20 protein-coding genes are annotated in these 24,302 nt (G+C 72.5%); 11 read left to right on the top strand and 9 right to left on the bottom strand.

The window, feature by feature from the left end:
- Positions 1-121 precede the first annotated feature (121 nt).
- The 4 genes from ACIP5M_RS22440 to ACIP5M_RS22425 all read left to right on the top strand — a co-directional run bounded on the left by ACIP5M_RS22440 (position 122) and on the right by ACIP5M_RS22425 (position 4,914).
- Complete coding sequence (locus tag ACIP5M_RS22440) at positions 122-1,339, top strand: energy-coupling factor transporter transmembrane component T (RefSeq protein WP_401199650.1); 1,218 nt, start codon at positions 122-124, stop codon at positions 1,337-1,339.
- Entirely contained in the window at positions 1,336-3,267 is a 1,932-nt protein-coding gene (locus tag ACIP5M_RS22435; protein ID WP_401199648.1) for an ABC transporter ATP-binding protein, read from the top strand. Before ACIP5M_RS22440 ends, ACIP5M_RS22435 begins: the two co-directional genes overlap by 4 nt.
- Positions 3,264-4,175, top strand: coding sequence for an ECF transporter S component (locus tag ACIP5M_RS22430; protein WP_401199646.1), 912 nt, complete (start codon positions 3,264-3,266; stop codon positions 4,173-4,175). Before ACIP5M_RS22435 ends, ACIP5M_RS22430 begins: the two co-directional genes overlap by 4 nt.
- A 283-nt stretch (positions 4,176-4,458) precedes the next feature.
- On the top strand, positions 4,459-4,914 hold the full coding sequence (locus ACIP5M_RS22425; RefSeq protein ID WP_401194178.1) for a transglycosylase SLT domain-containing protein: 456 nt from the start codon (positions 4,459-4,461) through the stop codon (positions 4,912-4,914).
- Between the two features lie 112 nt (positions 4,915-5,026).
- Here the strand turns inward: ACIP5M_RS22425 and ACIP5M_RS22420 are convergent, their stop codons facing one another.
- The 3 genes from ACIP5M_RS22420 to ACIP5M_RS22410 are packed head-to-tail and all read right to left on the bottom strand — an operon-like array spanning position 5,027 to position 9,719.
- The gene (locus ACIP5M_RS22420) at positions 5,027-5,401 is read right to left on the bottom strand and encodes a hypothetical protein (RefSeq protein ID WP_401199644.1); all 375 of its coding nucleotides are present in this window, start codon (positions 5,399-5,401) and stop codon (positions 5,027-5,029) included.
- 29 nt (positions 5,402-5,430) lie between these two features.
- Positions 5,431-6,915 (bottom strand): ADP-ribosyltransferase, encoded by a 1,485-nt coding sequence (locus ACIP5M_RS22415; protein WP_401199642.1) that lies wholly within the window; start codon positions 6,913-6,915, stop codon positions 5,431-5,433.
- Positions 6,912-9,719 carry a helicase HerA domain-containing protein gene (locus ACIP5M_RS22410; RefSeq protein WP_401199640.1) on the bottom strand — a complete coding sequence of 936 codons (2,808 nt, stop codon included), beginning with the start codon at positions 9,717-9,719 and terminating at the stop codon, positions 6,912-6,914. Before ACIP5M_RS22410 ends, ACIP5M_RS22415 begins: the two co-directional genes overlap by 4 nt.
- Positions 9,720-10,312: 593 nt before the next feature.
- Between ACIP5M_RS22410 and ACIP5M_RS22405 the strand changes: the two genes are divergently transcribed.
- Complete coding sequence (locus ACIP5M_RS22405; RefSeq protein ID WP_401199638.1) at positions 10,313-11,659, top strand: M48 family metalloprotease; 1,347 nt, start codon at positions 10,313-10,315, stop codon at positions 11,657-11,659.
- Positions 11,656-13,602: a hypothetical protein gene (locus ACIP5M_RS22400; protein ID WP_401199636.1), complete on the top strand. Its 1,947-nt coding sequence runs from the start codon at positions 11,656-11,658 to the stop codon at positions 13,600-13,602. The genes ACIP5M_RS22405 and ACIP5M_RS22400 overlap by 4 nt, the downstream gene beginning before the upstream one ends.
- Before the next feature lie 100 nt (positions 13,603-13,702).
- Here ACIP5M_RS22400 and ACIP5M_RS22395 read toward each other — a convergent pair whose 3' ends face one another.
- The gene (locus tag ACIP5M_RS22395) at positions 13,703-14,872 is read right to left on the bottom strand and encodes a steroid 3-ketoacyl-CoA thiolase (RefSeq protein ID WP_401199634.1); all 1,170 of its coding nucleotides are present in this window, start codon (positions 14,870-14,872) and stop codon (positions 13,703-13,705) included.
- A gap of 244 nt (positions 14,873-15,116) precedes the next feature.
- Here ACIP5M_RS22395 and ACIP5M_RS22390 point away from each other — a divergent pair, with 244 nt between their 5' ends.
- Complete coding sequence (locus tag ACIP5M_RS22390) at positions 15,117-16,361, top strand: cytochrome P450 (RefSeq protein ID WP_401199632.1); 1,245 nt, start codon at positions 15,117-15,119, stop codon at positions 16,359-16,361.
- 292 nt (positions 16,362-16,653) lie between these two features.
- On the top strand, positions 16,654-16,863 hold the full coding sequence (locus tag ACIP5M_RS22385; protein WP_401199630.1) for a hypothetical protein: 210 nt from the start codon (positions 16,654-16,656) through the stop codon (positions 16,861-16,863).
- Between the two features lie 90 nt (positions 16,864-16,953).
- Here ACIP5M_RS22385 and ACIP5M_RS22380 read toward each other — a convergent pair whose 3' ends face one another.
- Complete coding sequence (locus tag ACIP5M_RS22380) at positions 16,954-18,975, bottom strand: bifunctional glycosyltransferase 87/phosphatase PAP2 family protein (protein ID WP_401199629.1); 2,022 nt, start codon at positions 18,973-18,975, stop codon at positions 16,954-16,956.
- A 119-nt stretch (positions 18,976-19,094) separates the two neighbouring features.
- On the opposite strand from ACIP5M_RS22380, the gene ACIP5M_RS22375 reads away from it, so the two are divergent.
- On the top strand, positions 19,095-19,445 hold the full coding sequence (locus ACIP5M_RS22375; RefSeq protein ID WP_401199627.1) for an antibiotic biosynthesis monooxygenase family protein: 351 nt from the start codon (positions 19,095-19,097) through the stop codon (positions 19,443-19,445).
- Between the two features lie 147 nt (positions 19,446-19,592).
- Here the strand turns inward: ACIP5M_RS22375 and ACIP5M_RS22370 are convergent, their stop codons facing one another.
- Positions 19,593-19,988, bottom strand: coding sequence for a nuclear transport factor 2 family protein (locus tag ACIP5M_RS22370; RefSeq protein WP_401199625.1), 396 nt, complete (start codon positions 19,986-19,988; stop codon positions 19,593-19,595).
- Between the two features lie 108 nt (positions 19,989-20,096).
- Here ACIP5M_RS22370 and ACIP5M_RS22365 point away from each other — a divergent pair, with 108 nt between their 5' ends.
- Complete coding sequence (locus tag ACIP5M_RS22365; protein WP_401199624.1) at positions 20,097-20,591, top strand: GNAT family N-acetyltransferase; 495 nt, start codon at positions 20,097-20,099, stop codon at positions 20,589-20,591.
- A 10-nt stretch (positions 20,592-20,601) separates the two neighbouring features.
- Here ACIP5M_RS22365 and ACIP5M_RS22360 read toward each other — a convergent pair whose 3' ends face one another.
- Positions 20,602-22,671 (bottom strand): DHA2 family efflux MFS transporter permease subunit, encoded by a 2,070-nt coding sequence (locus ACIP5M_RS22360; RefSeq protein WP_401199622.1) that lies wholly within the window; start codon positions 22,669-22,671, stop codon positions 20,602-20,604.
- A 10-nt stretch (positions 22,672-22,681) separates the two neighbouring features.
- Positions 22,682-23,503 (bottom strand): hypothetical protein, encoded by an 822-nt coding sequence (locus ACIP5M_RS22355; RefSeq protein ID WP_401199620.1) that lies wholly within the window; start codon positions 23,501-23,503, stop codon positions 22,682-22,684.
- A 49-nt stretch (positions 23,504-23,552) separates the two neighbouring features.
- Between ACIP5M_RS22355 and ACIP5M_RS22350 the strand changes: the two genes are divergently transcribed.
- Complete coding sequence (locus ACIP5M_RS22350) at positions 23,553-23,726, top strand: peptidoglycan-binding protein (protein WP_401199618.1); 174 nt, start codon at positions 23,553-23,555, stop codon at positions 23,724-23,726.
- Between the two features lie 28 nt (positions 23,727-23,754).
- Here ACIP5M_RS22350 and ACIP5M_RS22345 read toward each other — a convergent pair whose 3' ends face one another.
- Positions 23,755-24,297, bottom strand: coding sequence for a DapH/DapD/GlmU-related protein (locus ACIP5M_RS22345; protein ID WP_401199616.1), 543 nt, complete (start codon positions 24,295-24,297; stop codon positions 23,755-23,757).
- Positions 24,298-24,302: the final 5 nt, after the last annotated feature.

Raw genomic sequence — 24,302 nt, 5'->3', positions numbered from 1 at the left:
GGACCCGACGACCGGAGCCACCGGGTCCGGTGCGGCCGAGCACGGCGCGACGGCCGCCGGCGGCGGCCGGGCACTCACGGGGGCCACCCGCCGGAGGGCTGCTCCCCGCACGGGGTACCCCGTGCGGCCGCAGGCCGGGCGCGTCCCCACCGGAGCCGCACCCGGCGACGCGACCCCGCCGGGCCGGAGCGGGCCCGCGGCGTCAGGCGCCCCGCAGGGGCCGACGTACAAAAGGAACAGGCCCTGGCAGGCCCCCGAGGCGCGCCGGGCCACCGCCCTGCACGCCGGTGCCTGGTGGCTGTGGGCCCTCGGTCTCGCCACCGCCGCCTCGCGGACCACCAACCCGCTCCTCCTCGGCCTCGTCGTCGGCGTCGCCGGATACGTGGTCGCGGCCCGCCGCACCGCCGCCCCCTGGGCGCGTTCCTACGGGGCCTTCCTCAAGCTCGGCCTCTTCGTCATCGGCCTGCGGCTCCTCTTCTCCACGCTGCTCGGCTCCCCCCTCCCCGGCACGCACACCCTCTTCACCCTCCCGGAGCTCCCCCTGCCCGCCTGGGCCCAGGGCATCCGGTTCGGCGGGAAGGTCACCGCCGAGCAGCTGGTCTTCGCCTTCTACGACGGGGCCAAGCTGGCCGCCCTCCTCATCTGCGTGGGCGCCGCCAACGCCCTCGCCAACCCGGCGCGGCTGCTGAAGTCGCTCCCGGCCGCCCTGTACGAGGCCGGGGTCGCGGTGGTCGTGGCCATGACCTTCGCGCCGAACATGGTCGCCGACGTCGTCCGGCTGCGCACCGCGCGCCGGCTGCGCGGCCGCCCCACCGGCGGGATCAAGGCCATCCTCCAGATCGGCCTGCCGGTGCTGGAGGGCGCGCTGGAGCGTTCGGTCGCGACGGCAGCGTCGATGGACGCGCGCGGCTACGGGCGTACGGCGCACGTCCCGCCCGCGGTGCGGCACACCACCAACGCCCTCACCCTCGGCGGTTTGCTCGGCATGTGCGCGGGCACCTACGGGCTGCTCGCCGCGCAGGGCGCCGGCTACGGGCTGCCCGTTCTCGGCATCGGCCTGGTCCTGGCCCTGGCCGGGCTGCGGCTCGGCGGCCGCCGGTCGGTGCGGACCCGCTACCGGCCCGACCGGTGGGGCGCCCGCGCGTGGCTGGTCGCCGCATCGGGTGCGGCCGTCGCCGCCCTCCTCGTATACGCGGGCACCGTCGACCCCGAGGGCCTGCGGCCGGGGGTGGTCCCGCTGGTCGCGCCCGCGCTGCCGCTGTGGCCGGCGGCCGCGATCCTGATCGGCCTGCTGCCCGCCTTCGTGGCACCCGTACCGCCCAAGGAGGCGTCCCAGTGATCCGCTTCGAGCAGGTTTCCGTCACGTACGAGGGCGCGGCCGGTCCCTCGCTCCAGGGCGTCGACCTGGTCATCCCGGAGGGTGAGCTGACGCTCCTGGTCGGCCCGTCCGGGGTCGGCAAGTCCACGCTGCTGGGGGCGGTCTCCGGGCTGGTCCCGCATTTCACCGGGGGCACGCTGCGGGGGCGGGTGACGGTGGCGGGCCGTGACACGCGCACGCACATGCCGCGGGAGCTCGCGGACGTGGTGGGGACGGTCGGGCAGGATCCGCTCGCGCACTTCGTGACGGACGTGGTGGAGGACGAGCTGGCGTACGGGATGGAGTCGCTGGGGCTGGCCCCCGCGGTGATGCGGCGGCGCGTGGAGGAGACCCTCGACCTGCTCGGCCTGAACGAACTCCGCGACCGGCCGATCGCCACCCTCTCCGGCGGTCAGCAGCAGCGGGTCGCGATCGGATCGGTGCTGACGCCGCACCCCCGGGTCCTGGTGCTGGACGAGCCGACGTCCGCGCTGGACCCGGCGGCGGCGGAGGAGGTGCTGGCCGTGGTGCAGCGGCTGGTGCACGACCTGGGCACGACCGTGCTGATGGCCGAGCACCGGCTGGAGCGGGTGGTGCAGTACGCCGACCGGGTGCTGCTGCTGCCGGGGCCGGGGGCGGTACCGCTGCTCGGCACCCCGGCCGAGATCATGGCGGTCTCGCCGGTCCACCCCCCGGTGGTCGCCCTGGGCCGCCTCGCGGGGTGGTCCCCGCTCCCGCTCTCCATCCGCGACGCCCGCCGCCTGGCCGGCCCCCTGCGCTCCCGCCTCTCGCCTCCCGGCGGGGGTCACGGGCCCCACCCCAGCCCCCACCTGTCCGTTCCCGACCGTCACGACGTCTCCCAGGGCTCCGCCCCGGACCCCGCGCCTCACACGCCGGCGAGGCCGGATGCGGCCCCGTCCGCTTCTGACAACAGCACCACGTCCCAGGGCTCCGGACTGGCCGGGGGCTCGGCCGAGGTCGACGGAGGGCCCGTGGCGCGTCCGTCCTCGCCGGCGTGTGAGGCGCGGGTCCGGGCGGAGCCCGGTTTCGGGAAGGGGCGGGGTGGGGGAAGCCGCCCGCAGGGCTCCCGCCCCGGCCTGCTGGCCCGCTTCCGCAAGGCCTCGGCCGCCTCGCCCCCCGCCGCCCCCGCCCCGGCGGGAGTGGTCGCCGAGGCCCGGAACCTCGGCGTGCGGCGCGGCCGCGTCGAGGTGCTGCACGGGATCAGCCTCGAGGTGGCCCCGGGCGAGACGGTGGCCCTCATGGGGCGCAACGGCGCCGGCAAGTCCACCCTCCTCGGAGCCCTGGTCGGCACCGTGCCCCCCGCCACCGGCACCGTCACCGTCGGCGGCGCCACCCCGCACCGGACCGCCCCCGCCGAGATGGTCCGCCGCGTCGGCCTCGTCCCGCAGGAGCCCCGCGACCTCCTCTACGCCGACACGGTGGCCGCCGAGTGCGCCGCCGCCGACTCGGACGCCGGCGCGGCCCCCGGTACCTGCCGGGATCTGGTCTCCGCCCTGCTCCCGGACGTGCCCGACGACACCCACCCCCGTGACCTGTCGGAGGGCCAGCGCCTGGCCCTGGCCCTGGCGCTGGTGCTCACCGGCCGGCCCGCCCTGCTGCTCCTCGACGAGCCGACCCGCGGGCTGGACTACGCCGCCAAGGCCCGCCTCGTGGAGATCCTGCGCGCCCTGGCGGCGGACGGCCATGCCATCGTCCTGGCCACCCACGACGTGGAACTCGCCGCCGAGCTGGCCCACCGCGTGGTGGTCCTGGCCGGCGGGGAGGTCGTCGCGGACGGCCCCACCGCCGAGGTGGTGGTCTCCTCCCCCGCCTTCGCGCCGCAGGTGGCCAAGATCCTCGCGCCGGACCACTGGCTCACCGTGCCCCAGGTCGCCGAGGCCCTGTCGTGAGCCGGCGCTCTCTGCTGCCCCCGCGCGGCACCGGGACCGCACGGGCCGTGCGCACCGCCCGGCCCGTGCGGGTCGGGCCCCGGGCCGCCGCGGCCCTGGTTCTCGTCACCCTCATCGGCGTCGCCGCCTTCGGCTGGCCCCTCCTCGCCGACCGGCAGTCGGGACTCGCCCACTCCCAGGACGCCCCCTGGCTCTTCGCGGCGCTGCTCCCGCTCCTCGTCGCCGTGGTCGTCGCGACCATCGCCGACCACGGCATGGACGCCAAGGCGGTGGCGATGCTCGGGGTGCTCGCCGCCGTGGGGGCGGCGCTGAGACCGCTGGGCGCGGGCACCGCCGGCCTGGAGCCCATGTTCTTCCTGATGGTGCTCAGCGGCCGCGTCCTCGGACCCGGCTTCGGCTTCGTCCTCGGTGCGGTGACGATGTTCGCGTCCGCCCTGCTGACCGGCGGTGTCGGGCCGTGGATGCCGTTCCAGATGCTGGCGATGGGCTGGTTCTCGCTGGGCGCGGGGCTGCTGCCCGGGCCGGAGCTGATCAGGGGCCGGGCGGAGCTGCTGATGCTGGCGGCGTACGGCTTCGTGGGCTCGTTCGCGTACGGCACGGTCATGAACCTCCAGGGCTGGGTGATCCTGCAGGGCATGGGCCAGGGCATCTCCTTCCACCCCGGGGACCCCCTGCCGGCGAACCTCACGCGTTTCGCCGCGTACTGCCTGGCGACCTCGGTGGGCTGGGACCTGGGCCGGGCGGCCCTGACGGTCGTACTGACGCTGACGCTGGGCTCCACGCTGCTGAAGGCGCTCCGCCGGGCAACGCGAAAGGCCGCTTTCTACGCGCGTGCGTCCTTCGATTCGAGGGACGAAACCGGCCTCGACCCGGCCCCCGAGAGGGGTACGAACACACACGAAGGGTGACATTCGGGCCCTTCGGCGGTGAGCCGCCCCACAGGACCCAGGTCACATACGAACCGGCATAGTGGCCTGTCGATGCCCCGTATGTCCCGTGTTGTGCCGCCTCCCACCTGCACGGATGCCGCTCCTGGCCAAGAGGGGCCGGTGTGCCCCGTCTGCGAATCCCGTTAGTAAGGGGGTTCGTTGCCAGGGGGTCCGGGGGTCTGTAGAACTGGATGAGTCGCAAGGCGCCGGGGTGCTTCACCCCCGCCGACGAACCCCTCTCCTCCGCGTGAGTGGCTCACGCATGTCTTCGGCATGCCCGCGACCGCCCTTGTCCCCTTCGGAAGGTCAATCCGTGTCCAACGCCGTCATCCGCCGCATCGCCGCTTCCAAGAAGACCCTCGTGGGCTCCGTCCTCGCCCTGGGCGTCGCCGGTTCCATGCTTGCCGCCGTTCCGGCGCAGGCCGCCCCGACGAGCGCCAAGGCGATCGCCCAGCAGATGATCAAGGACCCGGCCCAGTTCGCTGCGTTCAACAACATCGTTTCCCACGAGAGCGGCTGGGACTACACCGCCACCAACGCCTCCTCCGGCGCCTACGGCCTGGTCCAGGCCCTGCCGGGCTCGAAGATGGCCTCCGCCGGCGCGGACTGGAAGACCAACCCCGCCACCCAGATCAAGTGGGGCCTGGACTACATGAACGAGCGCTACGGCTCCCCGGTCGGCGCCTGGAACTTCTGGCAGAACAACCACTGGTACTAAGCCACCAGCGGACAGCAGACACAAGAAGCCGCTCGGCCGGGACCTCCCGGCCGAGCGGCTTCTTCACGAAAGCCGTGCGGCCGACGCGAAAGCGCCGGCCGCACGGACGTGTTCAGCCCTTTTCCGCTTCCAGCGCGGCCAGGCTCGGAGCCTGCCCCTCGGCGTCCGCAGGCACGTGCCCGGCCTTCGGGTCGTCCGGCTGACCGGTCCAGTGCCGCAGCGCCTCCAGCGCGGTGAGCCCCTGCGCCTTCGACTCCCGCAGCCGGTCGGTCCAGGCGAAGGCTGCCGCGCGGGAGGCGGTCCCGGCGGCGGGCAACGCAAGGAAGCCGGCAGCGGCCTCCGTGGTCGAGGCCCAGAGATGGCCCACGGTCACGCCGCCGCGGATCACCGGCGCGTAGACGACGGCGGTTTCCGTCCGGTAGGCGTAGTCGTCGGGCATGCTCACCGTGGTGAACTGCGGGTCCTCGGACATGGGTCCGCGTCGCATTTTCTCTCCCTCTCGATGGGGCGCTCTCATCAGCGAATGATCTCACCGTGGACGTGATAGCGGTGGTCGTCCTCGTCGTAGGTGGCGTCCGTGACGAGGTAACTCTGGCCACGGCCGAGGAGCAGTTCACGTTCCGAGTCGAACTGGGACAGGCCTTCCATGTAGATGGCCGGGGTGCCCTCCGGGACCTTGAGGTGGAGTACGACTTCCTTCTCGGGGGCGAAATCGGGATCCGACCCGAGAGCCGTGGAAAGGTATCCCGGGTCGGTCTGGACACTGCCTTTGACCTTCTCGATGGGGCAGTTGAAGGAATTCAGTCCGGTCTCCCGCATGACGGTGAGGTCCTCGGGGACGGGCTGGAGCTCCAGCCCCTCGTCCATCCTCTGAATGCTGTTGTCGACTTCCGGCGAGCCCGGCGCGTGGCCGCGCAGATAGCCGTTGATGTCCTTGTAGTCGGGCGCACCCTCCTCGCCCTCCTTCTTCTCCCCGCTGTAGCCGTAGAGCGCGTCCCGCTGCTCGCCGGTCAGGAGGTTCTGAGCCTCGGCCCATTCCGTCCGGCCGTACTCGGCGCCCTCCTCGTTGCTGGAGAACTCCCGCACCGCGGAGCCGTCATCGGGGCCCTCCGGTGCGGATTCCGGGGCGGCCGCCTGCTGCGGCTCGTCGGAGGCCTCGGCCTCCTGCTCCTCTTCGTCGCGCGGCAGTTCCGGCGCGGGCGGGGATGCCTCGTCCGGCTCCTCGACGCCGAGTGATGCGGTGTACTCGGGCGAGTACGGCACGGAGTCGTCGTAGGGCTTGAGTTCCAGTTCCAGCTCGGGAAGCTCGTCGTCCGGCTCCTCGGGCGTGGGGTCGTCGTCCCCCGTCACGTCGCCCGCATCGTCATCGCCGCCGTCCTCGACGTCCGCCACCTCGTCACCCTCAGCCGCCGCTTCCGGCTCGGCAGAGTCGTCAGGTGTCTCGGGCTCGTCCGGCTCGGCGTCGTCATCCTCCACCGCATCATCGGCGTGGTCATCCTCCGCCGAGTCGTCCGCGGCCTCGTCAACCGCCGACGGCGCCTCCGGGGCCGCCGAGTCCTCCAGGGTCTCGGGCTCGTCCGGCTCGGCGTCGTCGTCCTCCGCCGAGTCGTCCGCGGCCTCGTCAACCGCCAACGGCGCCTCCGGGGCCGCCGAGTCCTCCAGGGTCTCGGGTTCGTCCGGCTCGGCGTCGTCGTCCTCCGCCGAGTCGTCCGCGGCCTCGTCAACCTCCGACGGCGCCTTCGGGGTCGCCGAGTCCTCCAGGGTCTCGGGTTCGTCCGGCTCGGCGGAGTCCTCGGCATCGGCATCGTCGGTGTCCGCCGCCTCGTCGGGGGCTTCGGGTTCCTCCGGCTCGGCGTCCGGGTCCGCCGACGCGTCGGGGGCGGCCTCGAGGGGCGTCGGTTCCGGGGCCTCCTGCGGTTCCCCGACGGGTTCCGGGACCTCCGGTGGTGGAGGAGGCGACGGGGCGTCCGCCGTGGATTCCGTTGTGTCGAGCTCGCTCATCGCGTGTCCCCCGTGGACGGTTGCGGCACCGCCGGCTTGCGCGGCCGGCGTTCGAAGACGGTGAGTGCGCGGGCGAACCGCTTGGGCCACTCCTCCGACGGGTCCGCGCAGCCGACGATCTGCTCCAGCGCGGACGGCGTGTGGCGCCCGTGGTAGTACTGCCGGGTCTTCGTCCCCTTGCGGGCCTTCCAGCGCGGTTCGGCGACCGGGCAGGGGTCGGCCCCGTCGAGCTGGGCCCGCATCATCGCGGCGACGTGCCCGGCCAGGGCGGCGGGCGAGTCCGGGGCGCCCACGCGGCTGTGCACGGCGCGGTCGACGGCCTGGCCGATGGCGCAGTCCAGCAGGCGCCGGTCCGAGGTCCGGTACGGAGCCAGGTCGCGGCGCATCGCCTCCCCCGGCAGGGGTGTGGTCCAGCCCAGCAGGTGCGCCGCCACCGCCATCTCGGCCCAGAGGGTGATACGGAGCTCGTCCTGCTCGGTCAGGCGTTGCGCGGTGCGCAGTTGCCGCAGCGTGCAGGGTGCCGCCGAGCAGTCCTCGCCGCAGGCCCCGCTGCGCGGCGTGACCATCGGCGCCGGGGACGCCGGGCGGATGGCTGCCGCGTCCTCGCGCGCGGTGCCGTCCTCCATGCGCACCAGCAGGGGGTAGTCCATGCCGTCGGTGAAGACGGCGGCCTCACCGGGCTTGAGGGTGACCAGGTACTCCGACTGTGCCTCGGTGATGTTCATCGTGGCGCCGACCGCCTCGCGGTCATCCCGCGCCGGGAGGCGGTGGACGACCTTGGCCGCGGTGTTCTTGATGACGTCGGGCACGAGCTTGCTCGGGATCTGATCGGCGATCACCAGGCCTTCGCCGTAGGCGCGGATCTCGGCCAGCAGGCCCGCGAACATCTCCACCGCGTGGGCGCTCGCCCCGCCCTCCTCCGCCCGCCGCAGCAGCCGGTGGGCCTCTTCGAAGACGGTCATGTGGCGCAGCGGGAAGGAGATCCGGCGGGTCGTGCGCTGTTCCATGCGCAGGTACTCGATGAGGCGGATGAGGATGGTCCCCATCAGGAACGCCTTGTCCTTGTCGTCTCCGACGTCCTCGATCTCGAAAACAACGTTCCGCTTGAGCAGTTCGCCGAAGTCGATGGGGTGACCGCCCTCCAGGAACCGGCCGGTGGTGCCGAGCCGGAGGCTGGCGAGCCTGATCTTGATGAAGCCCTGGACGTTGTCGGTGATCTCCTTGCCGTAGCCGATCTCGGCGACGATGCGCAGCGCCGTGTGCTCCAGGTCCTCCAGCGTCGGATAGCGCGGCTCGGTCCCGGCGAACCGCGGTTCGCCGAGGGTCAGGTCCCAGCCGAGGTCCTCGTAACAGCGGGTCAGAGCGGCGCTCAGCACCTGCGGGAAGGGCTCCTGCGGGTCGAAGGAAGCGAGGAAGAGGGCGCGGACCATGTCGAGGTGGGTCTGCAGGGGGAAGCGTTCCCCGTCCGCGAAGACGGACGGTTCCAGGGGGTTCAGGCCCGCGGGGAGGGAGTCGCGGTCACCGGGCTTGATGACGATGACCTCGTGCTCGTCACCCAGGCGCGCGGACATGAACCGGTACTCCGCCTTGGCCGGCTCGACGACCAGCCACGGCAGCCGCTCCCGCGTGGCCGCTTCGAGCAGGCCGCGTACGGTCTGGGACTTGCCGCCGCCGGTCGCCCCGCACACGAAGGTGTGCCGGTTGAGGGTGGAGCGCGGCAGGTCCAGGGCGCCCACTGGGCCCCGGTTGCGGTCCAGGACCGTGCCGAGCCGGATCGGGGCGGCGCCCGGCGGGGCGGTGCGGGCTGCGTTCTCCGGGGTCACGTCGAACTCCGGGCGCAGGGCGAACCGTACGCCGGGTATCTCCTGGGCCGGGGGCCGGGCCAGCGCCGCCAGCAGCTCCGAACTCCCGTGGAAGGGGAAGCTCGCGGGCTCCGACGGGTGGGCCGGCGGGCCGGCCGTGAGCACCGTCGGGAGGTCGCCCACCTGCCCGGTCGGCTTGAGCGCGTAGGGGAGCCCTTCGAGATCCGCCGACGCGCAGACCAGGGCGGCCACCCGCTGGGCCTCGTCGGGCGTACGGCCACCGGCCAGGAGGCGTATGCGCCACAGCCCGGTGGCCGGGGCCTTCGCCAGCTCCCTGTGCCGGCGTTCCAACCGCGAGGCTTCCAGGGCGTATTCGGGCGAGCCCGCCGCCTTGGACTGTGCCCTGCGCTGCCGGTCCGCGGCCTCGCCCGTCAGCTCGTCGAGCTCCTCGGGCAGCACCGGCTCGGCCAGCACCAGCCAGGCGAACGCCTCCTGCCACACCCCGAGCAGGCAGTCCTCGAGGGTGGGGCGCAGCCGGGACGCCCCCTGGTCCCGGGATTCGTCGTCGACCAGCAGTCCGTCCGCCACTCCGGCGACGGCGGTCCAGTGCGGGAACCGCGCCAGGGCGCCGGCGGCGACGCCCGGGGCCTGCCGTCGCGCCCGGGCCCCGGCGGGGAGCCGGAGCAGGGCCGTGTCCGGATCCGAGGGGTCGTCGCCACCGGCCAGCGAGGAACCGCCCAGGAAGACGTCGAGGGGGTGGGCCGCCGACGGACGGGACCAGCCGACGAGGATGCCGCCGCGGCCCGGGTCGGCGGGGTTGCGGGCGTGGAAGGCGGAGACGAGGGCGGCGAACCGGTGCGCGCGCAGCTCGTCTTCGGGGCCGGAGGGGCGGGAGGCGTCGGGCCGCTTCCGGGGCACCTCGGCCAGCGCGTAGGTGGGCATGCCGAGGAAGCGGTGCCATACCTCGCCGGGGGTTTGCCCGGGTGCGGTGTACGACGTCATCGCCGGCTCGTGTCCGGTCCGCGTCCGCGCAGCGTGGTCGACACAGTTCCGCCCCCGTCGTTCGGTCTCGTCGCCAGCATCCTAGAGTGATCAAGGTTCCGCTCCAACCTGCTTACGGGGCCGTCCCATTGCCCGGAAGTCAACTGGACGTCAGGCCGCGTCTGATGCAGCATGACCCGTCTACAGGTCGATGAATGACTCTCCGCTTCGGCGGATTCGGGGGCGGGTCGAAATCACTGGGATGTCCCATGGACCGTCTGCCGGGAGCATTTGGCCAACTGTTTCCATTTCAGCGCCATATGTAGCGCCAGGCACCACTAGGGCGGAACTCCGTGAACCAACCCGTCGATCCTCGGCAGCCTCAACATCCCCCGGGTAGCGGCGAATTCGCCGAGCCGGTTTCCCCTCAGGCTCCGCCGCCGAACCCGTACGGGCAGCAGCATCCCGGGCCCCAGGGGCAGGCGGCTCCGCCGGGCGCACCGTTCGTCCCGCAGCAGGCCGGGCCCTACCCGCCGGCTCCGCCGGCCGCGGCGCCAGGACCGGGAACGGCACCGGGTTACCCGGCCGCTCCTTCCGCTCCTGCCGCGCAGGCGATGGGCTACCCCGCGACACCCCCGAACCAGCCGCCGGGCTACCCGGCCGCTCCCCCCGCGCAGGCCCCCGGCTACCCCGCCGCCCCGCCCGCGCAGCCGTACGCGGCCTACGGCCAGCCGTACGCGCCCACTCCGCCGGCGCCGGCGCCGACACCGCCGCCGCATCAGCAGCACCAGCAGCAGCAGGCGCCCGGTCCCTTCGGTGCACCGGCCCACTCCGCAGGCTTCCAGCCCACCGGCCACCCGCCGGCGGGCACTCCCGCCCCGTCCGCGCCGCCCACGCTCGCGAAGCCGGAGCCCGGGCAGGCGCCGCCGATGCCCGGTGGAGCCCCGGCGCCCGCGTACCCGCCGGTCCCGCACCAGCCCGGCGCGTACGACACCGCCGGCTACCAGGCCCCGTACGACCCGACCGCGCCGCCGCCCACCCGTCGCGGCGCGGACTCGTCGTCCATCACCACGCTGCTGCTGAACCTTCCCCTCTTCCTGGGCAGCTTCCTCGTCATCTGGCTGATCTCCCAGCTGTTCCCGACCGGGCTGGACATCGTCTTCGTCATCGCCTGGCTCGCGTCCGGCGCGCTGATGTTCCACCGCCCGACCGAGCGCACCCTGGCCCGCTTCCTGTACAAGGTCCGCCAGCCCACGGCCGCCGAGCTGGCCCGGCTCCAGCCGCTGTGGGACGACGTCACCCGGCGCGCCGGTCTCGACGGCTCGCGCTACGACCTGTGGGTCGAGGACAGCGACCAGGTCAACGCCTTCGCCGCCGCGGGCCACATCGTCAGCGTCACGCGCAAGTCGCTGGGCGGCCTCCCTCCGGAGCAGCTCTCCGCGGTCCTCGCCCACGAGCTGGGGCACCACGTCGGCGGGCACGCCTGGTCGGGGCTGCTCGGTGTCTGGTACGCGTTCCCGGCCCGGATCGTGATGTACGTCGTGAAGTTCCTCGTGACCTTCATCTTCCTGGTCGCCGCGCAGATCGCGTGCCTCGGCGCACTCGTCTTCGCGCTCGTCATCGGCGCGATCGCGGTGTCCCTGGCCCTGACCTTCCCGCCGGCGCTGGCCCTGTTCGCCGTACCGGTCCTCCTCGCCTGGGCGGGCCGGGCCGGTGAGCTGCGGGCCGACCGGTTCGCCGCGGAGATCGGGTACGGGCCCCTGCTGCTGGCCACGCTGACCGGCTGGCTCGACCAGGGCTCCGACGACGACCACGGCCAACAGGGCGTGATGGCCCGGCTGATGGCCACGCACCCGCCGATCCACCAGCGCATCCGCGCCCTGGAGCCGTTCGCGTACGGGCCCGCCGGCCCCGCCGGACCGGTCGGGCACGGAGGACCGACCGGGAGCCTGCCCTCATGACCGTGCAGAACTCCGAGGCCGCGCCGCCCGGCCGGTACCTGCGCCTCTTCGACTCGGGGCAGCGGCTCGGCTGGACCTACCGCGACCCGGAATCGCTGCGCACCCCGTTCCCCGAGCCGGAACCGCAGCGCCAGCCCATACCGGTGGCGTACGAGAACCGGGCGCACGCCGCCCGGCTGGCCCACGAGCAGCGCAAGGGGTCCACCGCCAAGGTCGGTGGCGGGATCGCGGCGCTCTTCCTGCTCCTGGCCACCGTGGGCGGCACCATGATGGTCGTACTCGCCGTGGCCGCCGCGGCGGCGACGGTGGCCCTGGTCGTCCACGCCGGGCAGTCGGCCACGACGGCCGGCGCCCACCTGGAGGCCAAGCGCGCTGAATTGGAGCACCACTTCCAGTACGCCTGGCAGTCCTGGCACCAGCGCGCCCTCCAGCACGCCGCGGCCCAGGACCAATGGGTGCGCAGCCTCGACGCGTGGGGCGCGCTCCCGGCGGGCCCCGGCACGCGGCGCCTGGACATCTTCGGCGGCAGCCAGCGCAGCCGGGAGGGCTTCCTCACGGTCTTCGGCACCTCGACCCTCCAGCAGCAGCCGCTGATCGTGCTGGACCTGACGCAGGCCCTCATCTGCGAGGAGCTGTCCGCGCTCGCCGAGGTGGCCGGTGTCCCCGTCGACGTGCAGCTGCTGCCGAGCCGCATGGCCGAGAGCGGCATCCTGAGCGGCCTCACCGCGCAGGAGCTGGTCGACAGCCTTGTGGAGGCCGTGTACGCCGGGGACTCCGAGGGCAGCCGGGCCGCACGGGCCCTGGACACCAGGATCCTGCAGCAGCTGTGCGGGGTGCTGGGTGCCGAGGTCACTCCGGCCCGTCTGGGAGCGGGCCTGCGGGCGCTGATGGGCGAGATCGACGACACCGATGCCCTCACCCGCGATGAGCGCAACCGCATCGCGGACGATCTGCTGGCCGACAAGAACAAGGACCAGATGCGGGACAGCCTGCTGCGGCTCGCGTCGTTCCTGCATCCGCTGGAGCGCCTGGGTGCGGAGCGCGGCGGGCGCGGGCCCGGCTATCTCACCTGCATCGCGCTGGACTTCAGCACGGGATCGGCCAGTACGGAGCTGCTGGCGGACCTGGCGGTGCAGAGCGTGACCCGGCGCCTGGCCACCTTCCAGGAGACGGCGCCGTCGGTGGTCGTCGCGCTGGGTGAGCAGGGCCTCCAGCGGCGGTACCTGGAGCAGCTGGCCAGTGTCTGCGAGCGCCGGGGGGCACAGCTCACCGTCCTGCACCCGCACTTGCGGGAGGGGTCGCAGGAGGTGATCGGCGGTGGCACGGTCGGCTTCATGAAGCTGGGCAACCATCAGGAGGCCGGTATCGCGGCGGACTTCCTGGGCCGCCACCACTCCTTCGTCCTGCACTCGCTGACGGACACCGACGGGACGACGGTCAGCACCTCCCTGGCCAAGACGGTCGGGTCCTCGGTGAGCCGGGGCACCACGTACAGCGAGTCGGTGACCCGCGGCTCGAACTGGGGCAGCTCCAGCACCTACCAGGGCGGGGACAATCCGTTCTCGACGAGCAGCTCCAGCAGCTCCGGGGGCAGTCACAGCAAGACCACCGGCACGTCGACCAGTACGACCCACTCGACGAACGAGTCCACCTCGTACACGACCAGCGAGGGCACGAACACCAGCTTCGCCCGCGGCCGGCAGCGCGTCTACGAGTACGCGGTCGAGCCGACGCAGCTCCAGGCGCTCGCCGACTTCAGCCTGTTGCTGGTGGAGCGCAGGCCGGACGGTTCGGTGACGGTGCACCCGGCGGACTGCAACCCGAACATCGTCCTGCTGGACGGGGTGAGCACCCAGCCGCTGCCGTGCGCGGCGCCGGTGGCGCCGGCCGCGCCCGCCCCCCACGCCGTGCAGGCCGGGTACGGGGCCGGCGCGATGCCGTAGACAGCGGCTTCGGCAGGCATGTGAAGGCCCCGGTGGCCGGCCTCCCCAGGCCGGTCTCCGGGGCCTTCTGCATCCCATCCCACGGGGTCTGTGTGAGCGCCTACAGGCGCTGGATGATCGTGCCGGTCGCCAGCGCCCCGCCCGCGCACATGGTGATCAGCGCGAATTCCTTGTCGCGCCGCTCGAGCTCGTGCAGGGCGGTGGTGATGAGCCGGGCGCCGGTGGCGCCGACGGGGTGGCCGAGGGCGATGGCGCCGCCGTTGACGTTGACCTTCTGGAGGTCCTGGTCGAAGACCCGGGCCCAGCTGAGGACGACGGAGGCGAAGGCCTCGTTGATCTCGACGAGGTCGATGTCCTTGAGGGACATGCCGGCCTTGCCGAGCACGGCGCGCGTCGCGTCGATCGGCCCGTCGAGGTGGTAGTGCGGGTCGGCGCCGACGAGGGTCTGGGCGACGATCCGGGCGCGCGGCCGCAGCTTGAGCGCGCGGGCCATCTTGCGCGAGGCCCACATGACGGCGGCGGCCCCGTCGGATATCTGCGAGGAGTTCCCGGCGGTGTGCACGGCGGTCGGCATGACCGGCTTGAGCCGGGCCAGTGCCTCCATGGAGGTGTCGCGCAGGCCTTCGTCGCGGTCGACCAGCCGCCACATGCCCTGTCCGGCGGCCTGTTCCTCCTCGGTCGTCGGGACCTGGACGGCGAAGGTCTCGCGCTTGAAGCGCTCCTCGGCCCAGGCGGCCGCGGCCCGCTCCTGGGAGAGCACGCCGAGCCGGTCGACGTCCTCGCGGGTCAGGCCGCGGTGCCGGGCGATCCGCTCGGCGGCCTCGAACTGGTTGGGGAGGTCGACGTTCCACTCGTCCGGGAAGGGTTTGCCGGGCCCGTGCTTCGATCCCGAGCCGAGCGGGACCCGGCTCATGGCCTCGACCCCGCAGGCGATGCCGATGTCCATGACCCCGCCGGAGATCATGTTGGCGACCATGTGGTTGGCCTGCTGGGAGCTGCCGCACTGGCAGTCGACGGTGGTCGCGGCGGTCTCGTAGGGCAGGCCCATGGCGAGCCAGGCGTTGCGGGCCGGGTTCATCGACTGCTCGCCGGCGTGGGTGACGGTGCCGCCGACGATCTGTTCGACGCAGTCGGGCTGGATTCCGGTACGGGCGAGGAGCTCGCGGTAGGTTTCGCCGAGGAGGTAGGCGGGATGGAGGTTGGCGAGCGCGCCCCCGCGCTTGCCGATCGGGGTGCGTACGGCTTCGACGATGACGGGTTCCGCGGCCATGAGCTCGTCCTCTCCTGCACTGCGCCAGTGCGGCGGGCCGTCCCGGCGCCCCGCCCCGAACTAGTACGCGTTCTAGTTCTCCCCCGCAGTCTTATGACCTGGGGCCCCGTCACGCAAGGGTCTTGCACGCGCCCTGCACGGATTCCACACGCAACAGTTGGCGCCGCGGCCCTTGTCACTTCTAGAACTCGTTACTACCTTCAAGCCAACTTCTGATGGGCCGTCAGACTTTGGAGTTGCCCCGATGTCCTGTCCCGCGCTGCCCGAAGGCTTCGACGCCACCGACCCCGACCTGCTCCAAAGCCGGGTCCCGCTCCCGGAGTTCGCACAGCTGCGGCAGACCGCCCCCGTGTGGTGGTGCCCCCAGCGGCGGGGCGTCACCGGCTTCGACGACGAGGGCTACTGGGCCGTGACCCGGCACGCGGACGTCAAGTACGTCTCCACGCACCCCGAGCTGTTCTCCTCCACCACCAACACGGCGATCATCCGATTCAACGAGCACATCCAGCGTGATGCCATAGATGCCCAGCGTCTGATCATGCTGAACATGGACCCGCCGGAACACACCCGCGTACGCCAGATCGTGCAGCGCGGTTTCACCCCGCGGGCCATCCGCGGCCTCGAGGACGCCCTGCGGGACCGGGCCCGGAAGATCGCGCAGGAGGCGGCGGCAGCGGCGGCCGACGGCAGCTTCGACTTCGTCACCCAAGTGGCCTGCGAGCTCCCGCTGCAGGCCATCGCCGAACTGATCGGCGTACCGCAGAAGGACCGCGCCAAGATCTTCGACTGGTCGAACAAGATGATCGCCTACGACGACCCGGAGTACGCGATCACCGAGGAGGTGGGTTCCAACGCGGCGATGGAACTCATCGGCTACGCGATGTCCCTGTCCGCCGAGCGCAAGGAGTGCCCGGCCAAGGACATCGTCACGCAGCTCGTGGCCGCCGAAGGCCAGGGCAACCTGGCCTCCGACGAATTCGGCTTCTTCGTGCTCCTGCTGGCCGTGGCGGGCAACGAGACCACGCGCAACGCCATCAGCCACGGCATGCACGCCTTCCTGACCCACCCCGACCAGTGGGAGCTCTACAAGGCGACCCGCCCCTCCACGGCCGCGGAGGAGATCGTCCGCTGGGCCACGCCGGTGGTGTCCTTCCAGCGCACCGCCACCCAGGACACGGAGCTGGGCGGCCGGAAGATCAAGGCGGGCGACCGGGTCGGCCTCTTCTACTCCTCCGCCAACCACGACCCCGAGGTCTTCGAGAACCCGGGCGCCTTCGACATCACCCGCGATCCGAACCCCCATCTCGGCTTCGGCGGCGGCGGCCCGCACTTCTGCCTCGGCAAGTCCCTGGCCATCATGGAGATCGACCTCATCTTCAACGCCCTGGCCGACACCCTGCCGGACCTCCGCCTCACGGGCGAAGACCCGCGCCGCCTGCGCGCGGCCTGGCTCAACGGCATCAAGGAACTCCGCGTCAGCCACGGCTGACGACGGACCCAGGACGGCAGGGACCACACCTCCCACGCCCCGGCCCCTGCCGTCCGCTGGCCCGTTCGGGTGGCGCCCCGGCCGCACCGGGGTGATCCTTACAGACAGCGGCGATCCAGCCGGAGGGCCGCCGGAGCCAGTGCGCCCCGGCGCCCTCCGGCCTGACCACGCCGACATCGCGGAGGTCACCTCAAGGTAGGGAGCACGCCATTCCGTACGGCCGCAGAGCGGTTCGAAGGTCGTCGCTCTGTACGGCCCGGGGGCGCTGAACGAGGGGGCGCGCGTCGTCCTGTTGGGAGACAGCGGCGAGAAGGTGGTCTCCGCCGCCTACAAGGGCCGTGATCTTGACTGGAAGTTCGTCAGGACGCTCTCCCCCGCCGCCGGCGGCGGACGGGACGTGTACTACGTGACCCTGGACGAGTTCCCGTTCGACGGCTGGCTCGACCTGACCGTCCAGGCCGGCGACCGGCGCACGGCGGACCGGGTCTCGCTCGCCTGGTAGCCGGGGCGGCGAGAGGGCGGCGGGGACGCTCGTCCGGCGTCCCCGCCACGAAGCCCGCCGTCTGGGAGGCGGTCGGGTTCGGATGCCCGCTCAGGACGCCCGTGCGGGGGTCTTGAGCTGGGCTCCCCCGCTCGGCTCGGTGGCCGTTCGCTGCGGCGGCACCTGCAGGTGGAGGCGGCGCGGGCCCGACAGCGCGTACACGAGGCCGAAGCCGGCGGCGACGACTGCCGCGCCGCCGACCGCGTCGAGCACCCAGTGGTTGGCGGTGGCGACGATCGCGCAGACCGTGATCAGCGGGTGCAGCACGCCGAGCAGCTTCTGCCAGCCCTTGGGTGCCAGCACCACGATCACGATCCCGCACCACAGCGACCAGCCGAAGTGCAGCGAGGGCATCGCCGCGTACTGGTTGGAGATCGCGGTCATGGCCCCGTACGACGGGTTGGCCAGGTCCTGCGGCCCGTGGACGGTGTCGATGAAGCCGAGCCCGGGCATCAGGCGGGGCGGGGCGAGCGGGTAGAGCCAGAAGCCTATGAGGGCGAGGACGGTGGCCAGGCCGAGGGAGGCCCGGGCCCAGCGGTAGTCGCCGGGGCGGCGCCAGTACAGGATCCCCAGGATCGTCAGCGGGACCACGAAGTGGAAGGAGGTGTAGTAGAAGTTGAAGAACGCCTCCAGCCAGGGGGTGTTCACGACGGCGTGGTTCACGGCGTGTTCGATGTCGATGCCCAGCACCCGCTCGATGCCGTGGATCTGGCTGCCGTTGCCCTCGGCGAGGGAACGGCTGGTGGGGGCGGCGGCGCGGATGTGCGAGTAGAGCGAGTAGCCGACCCGTATCAGCAGGAGTTCCAGCAGCAGGTTGGGCCGGGACAGTACGCGCCGCCAGAACGGCAGCAGCGGCACCCGCGACCAGCGGGCGGCGGCCGGGCGTCCGTAGGCGGTGGGTACGGGTTCGCGCCAGTACGGCGACGAGCGCGGCAGGAACGGCACGGCGCAGGCGGCGGCCAGCGCGGCGAGGAGCAGCACGTTGTCGCGTACGGGGGCCAGTGCGGCCAGGTTCGGCAGCAGTACGTCGCTGGGCAGGGTCATGGCGAGGACCACGGCCACCGGCCACACGGGCCGGTCGGCGGCGCGCCGGCCGACCTTGCCCGCGACGGCGAGCAGGACCCACAGCAGCTGGTGGCGCCAGCCGGCCGGGGACACGGCGACGGCCACGCAGCCGGTGATGGCGACGGCGAGCAGCAGCTGCCCGTCGCGGGCGTAGCGGGCGGCGCGGCGCAGGCCGAACCAGGTGATCCCGGCCGCGAGGGCGACGTAGAGGACGATCTCGCCGGGGCCGCTGAGCCCGAGCCGCAGCAGCGCGCCGTGCACGGACTGGTTGGCGAGGCCGTCGGGGGCGCCGCCGAGGCCGGTGCCGGCCACGTGCTGGATCCAGTACGTCCAGGAGTCGCGGGGCAGCGCCGCCCAGGACAGGGCGGTGGCTCCGGCGAAGGTCAGGGCGGCGGCACGGGCGGTGGGGCGGCGGCCGGTCAGCCACAGCAGCGGGGCGAAGAGCAGCAGCGCGGGCTGCAGGGCGGCGGCGAGGCCGACGAGGAAGCCGGCGGGGCGTTCGCCGGGGACGCGGAAGACGGCCAGGAGCACCAGCAGGACGGGCAGCACGGCGGTCTGCCCGGGCGAGGCGGCCTCGCGGACGGGCAGCGAGACCATCATCAGGGCGGTCAGCACGGGCGCGGCGAGCAGCGCGGTGCGGCGCGGGACGGGGTCGGGCAGACCGCGCGCGGCGACGAGCCCGACCGCGGCGACGAACAGCAGCGTCACGCAGGTCCAGGCGACCTCCAGCGACGGCGCGGCGAGGCCGAGGAGGGGCTTGAGGACCAGCCCGGCGAAGGGGGTGCCGGTGAACTGGCCGGCGTCGTAGAGCGTGCCGGGGAGGCTGCCGGGGAGGTGGAAGCCGCTCAGCCACTCGCCCGGTGGGACGCGCAGCACGGCGGCGGCCTGTCTGACGGCGAGGGCGCCGGCCAGCGCCCACAGCAGGAGACGTGCCGCCCCGAGTCTGCCGCCATCGCCTATGACTCCGGCATGTCCGTTCGCACCGCTGTGCTCTGCCGCGTTAGCCACGCCTCGCCGGCCTCCCGCCCTGTTGACCGCAACCCTGACTTTGCCTGGCTGCCGCGTTTGGTGCCCCGTTCCATTACCTGGACGACGATATCTCCCGCGGGATACCTAGGATGGCCCGCATGAGCATCGTGAAGATCAATGCGCTGACCGTTCCCGCCGAGCAGCGGGAGGTGCTGGAGCAGCGCTTCGCCTCGCGGGCGGGGGCTGTGGAGTCCTCGGACGGCTTCGAGTGGTTCGAGCTGCTGCGGCCGGTGGAGGGCACCGACCAGTACCTGGTCTACACGCGCTGGCGCTCGGAGGAGGATTTCCAGGCGTGGATGGAGGGGCCGATGAAGGCCGCCCACCAGGGCGGGAGCGGGAACGCGGGCGCGGACGGCGGTGAGGGCGGCGGGCGGCCGAAGCCGGCGGCGACCGGGTCGTCGGTGTGGTCCTTCGAGGTCGTGCAGCAGGCGGCACCGAAGAAGGCCTGAGACATGGGACACGTGTGAGGCCCGGGGCGGCCGCCGGCCGGCCGCCCCGGGCCTCACACCCCCTGCTGTCTCCGGGCCTCGGGCTCGGACCTCGGGCCTTGGGCCTCGGGGCTCGGGGCTCGGGTCGGGGGTCTGGGGTCTGGGGCTTCAGCTCCAGAAGGTGTCTTCCTCGTCGATGTCCGCGGTGCACTGGTCGACGTCGGTGATCTTCCCGCCGACGATGGTGAAGAAGAGGCCCTGGTGGATCTCGATCCCCCGGTCCCCCCGGTCACCGCGCGCGGTATGGAAGCTCATGACGTGCCCGCGCCCGTCCGCCAGTACCGATTCCAGGTGGACCTGGAAGGTGCCCTTCGTCTCCTCGCCGAGGCGGCGGTAGAGGTCGAGGACGTTCTCCCGCCCCTTGTGGTGCCCCGACAGCGGGTTGCTGCCGGGCACGTGGTGGATGACGTCTGCGGTCATCAGCGAACCGACGGTCTCCAGGTCGCCCTTGCCGAAGGCCTCGTAGCCGCGGCGGACCACGGCACAGTCGGGATGTTCAGCCATGTCTTTCACACCCTCCACGCGCACGCGATTTGTCATCTTTTCTCATCATCGACCCGTGCCTGTGGATATTCCACGCGGGGGATCGGCCGCGAACTCCACAATGACGCCATGAGCACTTCCACCACCTCATGGACCGTGGCCGCCGAGCCCTTCACCACTCCCGACGCCACCGCCCTGCGCCGCGCGTACTACGCCGAGGTCGCCGGGCGGTACTGGAAGCGGACCGTGACCGAGGACGAGATCGACCAGGGGATGCTGGACTTCCCTGCCGACGATCTGGCCCCGCCGACGGGCCGGTTCGTGGTCGGCCGGCTCGATGGCGAGCCGCGCTCCTGCGGCGGGATACGTCTGATCGACCCCGTCACCGCCGAGCTCACACGGGTGTACGTCGACCCGCGCGCCCGCGGTACCGGAGGCGGGGCGGCGCTGCTCGAGGTCTTGGAGGCGGAGGGCCGCGCGCTGGGAGCCGAGCGGGTCCGGCTGGACACGAGGTCGGATCTCGTCGAGGCCCGCGCGTTGTACGCGCGCAGCGGGTACGAGGAGATACCCGCCTACAACTCGGGCCCGTATGCGGAGCACTGGTTCGAGAAGCGCCTCGTCTGAGCGGTCCGCGTCAGCGCACCGCGTGGTCCCGCCGCGGCGCGGCGTCGTAGGGCTCCTCGGCGTCGGATCCGCAGAGCTCGGCGTTGATCTCGCTGACGAGCTCGACCAGGTCGGTCGGCCGGTCCGGGCCCCACCAGTCGCCGAGCAGTTCGGCGAGGGAATCCTGGCGTGCGGCCGCCAGCTTGGCCGCCGCCTCGCGGCCCTTGTCGGTCAGGACCAGCGGCAGTCCGTCGCGGACGGCGAGCCCGCGTTCCTCGATCTGGCGGGCGGCCTCCGTGATGGCCTTCAGCGGGACGATGGTCCGCTCGGCCAGCAGGGCGGGTTCGGCGGAGCCGTACTTGTTGATCCGCAGCAGCAGCCAGCTCGCCGCGGGCAGCAGGTCGTAGCCCGCCTTGTCGGTGATCTTCTCGTAGACGTGCCGGCGGCCTTCCCTGGTGCCGAGCACCGACAGGGCGCGGGCGACCTCGTCGCGGGAGGAGCGTTCGACGGGGTTGGAGGCGAGGGTCTCCGTCACGTCGGGTGCGGTGACCGAGGCGCGCAGCTTGTCCTCCCTCAGGAACCAGGCGACGAGGAAGGCCAGCAGGACGACGGGCACGGCGTAGAGGAAGACGTCGGTGATGGAGGTGGCGTAGGCGTCGAGCACGCGGGGGCGCAGCTCGGCGGGGAGTGCGCCGATGGCCCGCGGGTCGGCCTCCAGTTGCGGCGCGCTCGCGCCGGGTGGCAGTGGGATGCCGGCGAGGGCGGTGGCGAGCTTGTCGTCGAGCCGGTTGGTGAAGACCGTGCCGAAGATCGCGACGCCGAAGGAGGCGCCGATGGAGCGGAAGAAGGTGGCGCCCGAGGTGGCGACGCCCAGGTCGGCGTAGCTGACGGCGTTCTGCACGACCAGTACCAGCACCTGCATGACGAGGCCGAGTCCGACGCCGAAGACGAAGAAGTAGGCGCTCATCTCCCAGGTGGAGCTGGTGCGGTGCAGCTGGTGCAGGAGGAGCAGGCCGAGGGCGGTGACGGCGGTGCCGGCGAGCGGGAAGACCTTCCACCGGCCGGTGCGGCTGACGATCTGGCCGGAGCCGGTGGAGGCGAGCAGCATGCCGAGCACCATCGGCAGCATGTGGACGCCGGACATGGTCGGGGAGACGCCCTGGACCACCTGGAGGAAGGTCGGCAGGTAGACCATCGCGCCGAACATCGCGAAGCCGACGACGAAGCTGATCACCGAGCAGAGGGTGAAGGTGCGGATGCGGAAGAGACCGAGCGGCAGGACGGGTTCGGCGGCCTTGCGTTCCACGAGGACGAAGACGACGAGCAGCACGGCGCCGAGCACGGCGAGCCCGATGATCCCGGCCGAGCCCCAGCCCCAGGTGCCGCCGAGGGAGGCGACGAGCACGAGGCAGGTGGCGACGCAGGCGACGAGGAAGGTGCCTAGGTAGTCGATGGTGTGCTTCGAGGAGCGCACGGGGATGCGCAGGACCGCGGCGATCACGACGAGGGCGACGAGACCGATGGGGAGGTTGATGTAGAAGACCCAGCGCCAGGACAGGTGGTCGACGAAGAGCCCGCCCAGCAACGGGCCCAGGACGCTGGTCGCGCCGAAGACGGCGCCGAAGAGCCCCTGGTACTTGCCGCGCTCGCGGGGCGGGACGATGTCGCCGACGATCGCCATGGACAGCACGATCAGTCCGCCGCCGCCCAGGCCCTGGAGGGCGCGGTAGCCGATGAGCTGGGGCATGTCCTGGGCGAGACCGCAGAGGGCGGAGCCGATGAGGAAGAGGACGATGGCGTACTGGAAGAGCTTCTTGCGCCCGTACTGGTCGCCGAGCTTGCCCCACAGGGGGGTGGCGGCGGTGGAGGCGAGCATGTAGGCGGTGACGACCCAGGACAGGTGGGCCATGCCGCCGAGGTCGCTGACGATGGTGGGCAGTGCGGTGGAGACGATGGTCTGGTCGAGTGCGGCGATGAGCAGGCCCAGGAGCAGGGCGCCGATGGAGACGAGCACCTCGCGGGAGGTGCGTTCGGCGGCCGGACCGGACTTCTGCGAGCCGGGACCGGGGTCCGGGGCTTCCGTGGTCACATCCTGAGCCATCGATTCCTCCTCAGGCCGGATCAACATCTCCATCCTGCGTGGTGTGTCCGGTTATGGCCTCTCGGACGGGGTTGGGTGGCGCGCGGCGGGTCTGCATAATCGCTGGCAACAGCCAGGGAGGCATTCCAGTGAGCGGTGAGCACTGTCCAGATTGCGGCGCTGTGGGCGCCGGCTGCCGGTGTGCGCCGGTTGCGGGTTTCGACCCCTTGCGCGTCCGTCCGTACGTGTCGTTGCCCGATCCGGCCGAAGCCGACGACGCGGCGCCCCCGCCGCCTCCGCCGCTGCCGCGCGTGGTGGTGCCGGAGCAGGGCGGCACCCCGGCGTACGGGATACCCGTACCGCCGGTCCAGCCGCCCTGGCCGGATTCGGACGCGACGGTCCGCCTGCCGTCGGTTCCGGCGGCGGGTCCGGCGGGTCCGGTGGCGCCGGCATCGGCACCCGGGACGGCGCTGTCCGAAAACACACGGGGCGGGGGCCCCGAGGAGCGGACCGGTGGCCGGGCTTCCCGGCGGCTGCTGCCGATCCTGCTCGGTGCCGGCGCGGTGATCGCCGTGGGCGGGACGGCGGCGGCACTGTGGGTGCTTCCGGCTTCCTCCGGGAGTGATACCGCGCTGCTCGACGCGAAGGCGTCGTCGCCCGTCCCGAGCATGGCCCCGGCCGAGTCGTCCCCGGGCCCGAGTACCTCGTCGACGGGCAGCCCGTCGGCTTCGGCCTCGCGTTCGGCGTCACCGAGCGCTTCGAAGTCGGCCTCGCCGAGCGCGTCGCGCTCCTCGGCGTCGGCATCCCCGAGCACGTCGCCGAGCCCGAGCCGCTCCGCGAGCCCTTCTTCCAAGCCTCCGGCACAGGGGCCGACCCTGCGCTACGGAGACTCGGGCCCGGAGGTGGAGAAGCTCCAGCGACTCCTGGCGGCGCGCGGCCTGTACTCGGGCAAGATCAGCGGCCGGTTCGACTGGAAGGTCGAGAACGCGGTGTCGACGTTCCAGTACGAGAACGACATCGACGAAGACGAGTGGGGCGTCTACGGCCCGGTGACCCGACGGGCACTGGAGGGCTAGACGATCGCCGGCGAGGGCGCTGGGGCCATCACCACTTTCGGTGCACTGTCGCCTTGCTTCCGGTCACCAAACTCGCCGGCGGAACGTCCTCGGCCACGACCGCGCCGGCCGCGACCACGGCGTCACGGCCGATGCTGACGCCGGGCAGGATCGTGGCACCGGCACCGATCCACACGTTCTCCGCCACGTCGATGGGTGCGCCGGTGAGGTACAGCCGCCGCTCCCCCGGATCAACCGGGTGGCCGCTGGTGATGAACGTGACCTTCGGTCCGATCATCACGCGCTCGCCGATCCGGATGCCGGCGTAGTCCAGGAACGTGCAGTTCTGATTGATGAAGACGCGCTCGGCGAGGTCAAGGTGCAGGCCGTGGTCCGTGTAGAACGGCGGATAGATCGTGACCCTCGGCGGCAGCGGCTTGCCGAGGATCTGTTCGAACAATTCCGCCTTGCCCGCTTCGTCTTCGAAGGGCAAGACGTTCAGGCGGGAAGTGAGCTCGGTGACCCGCAGGACCCTCTCGGCCATGGCCTGGAACTCGGCACTGTGGATGCGCATGAGACGGTCACTGGGCATGCCAC

The sequence above is a fragment of the Streptomyces sp. NPDC088762 genome (assembly GCF_044750905.1).
Lineage (GTDB): Bacteria > Actinomycetota > Actinomycetes > Streptomycetales > Streptomycetaceae > Streptomyces.
This window is presented reverse-complemented; position numbering and strand designations above follow the sequence as displayed.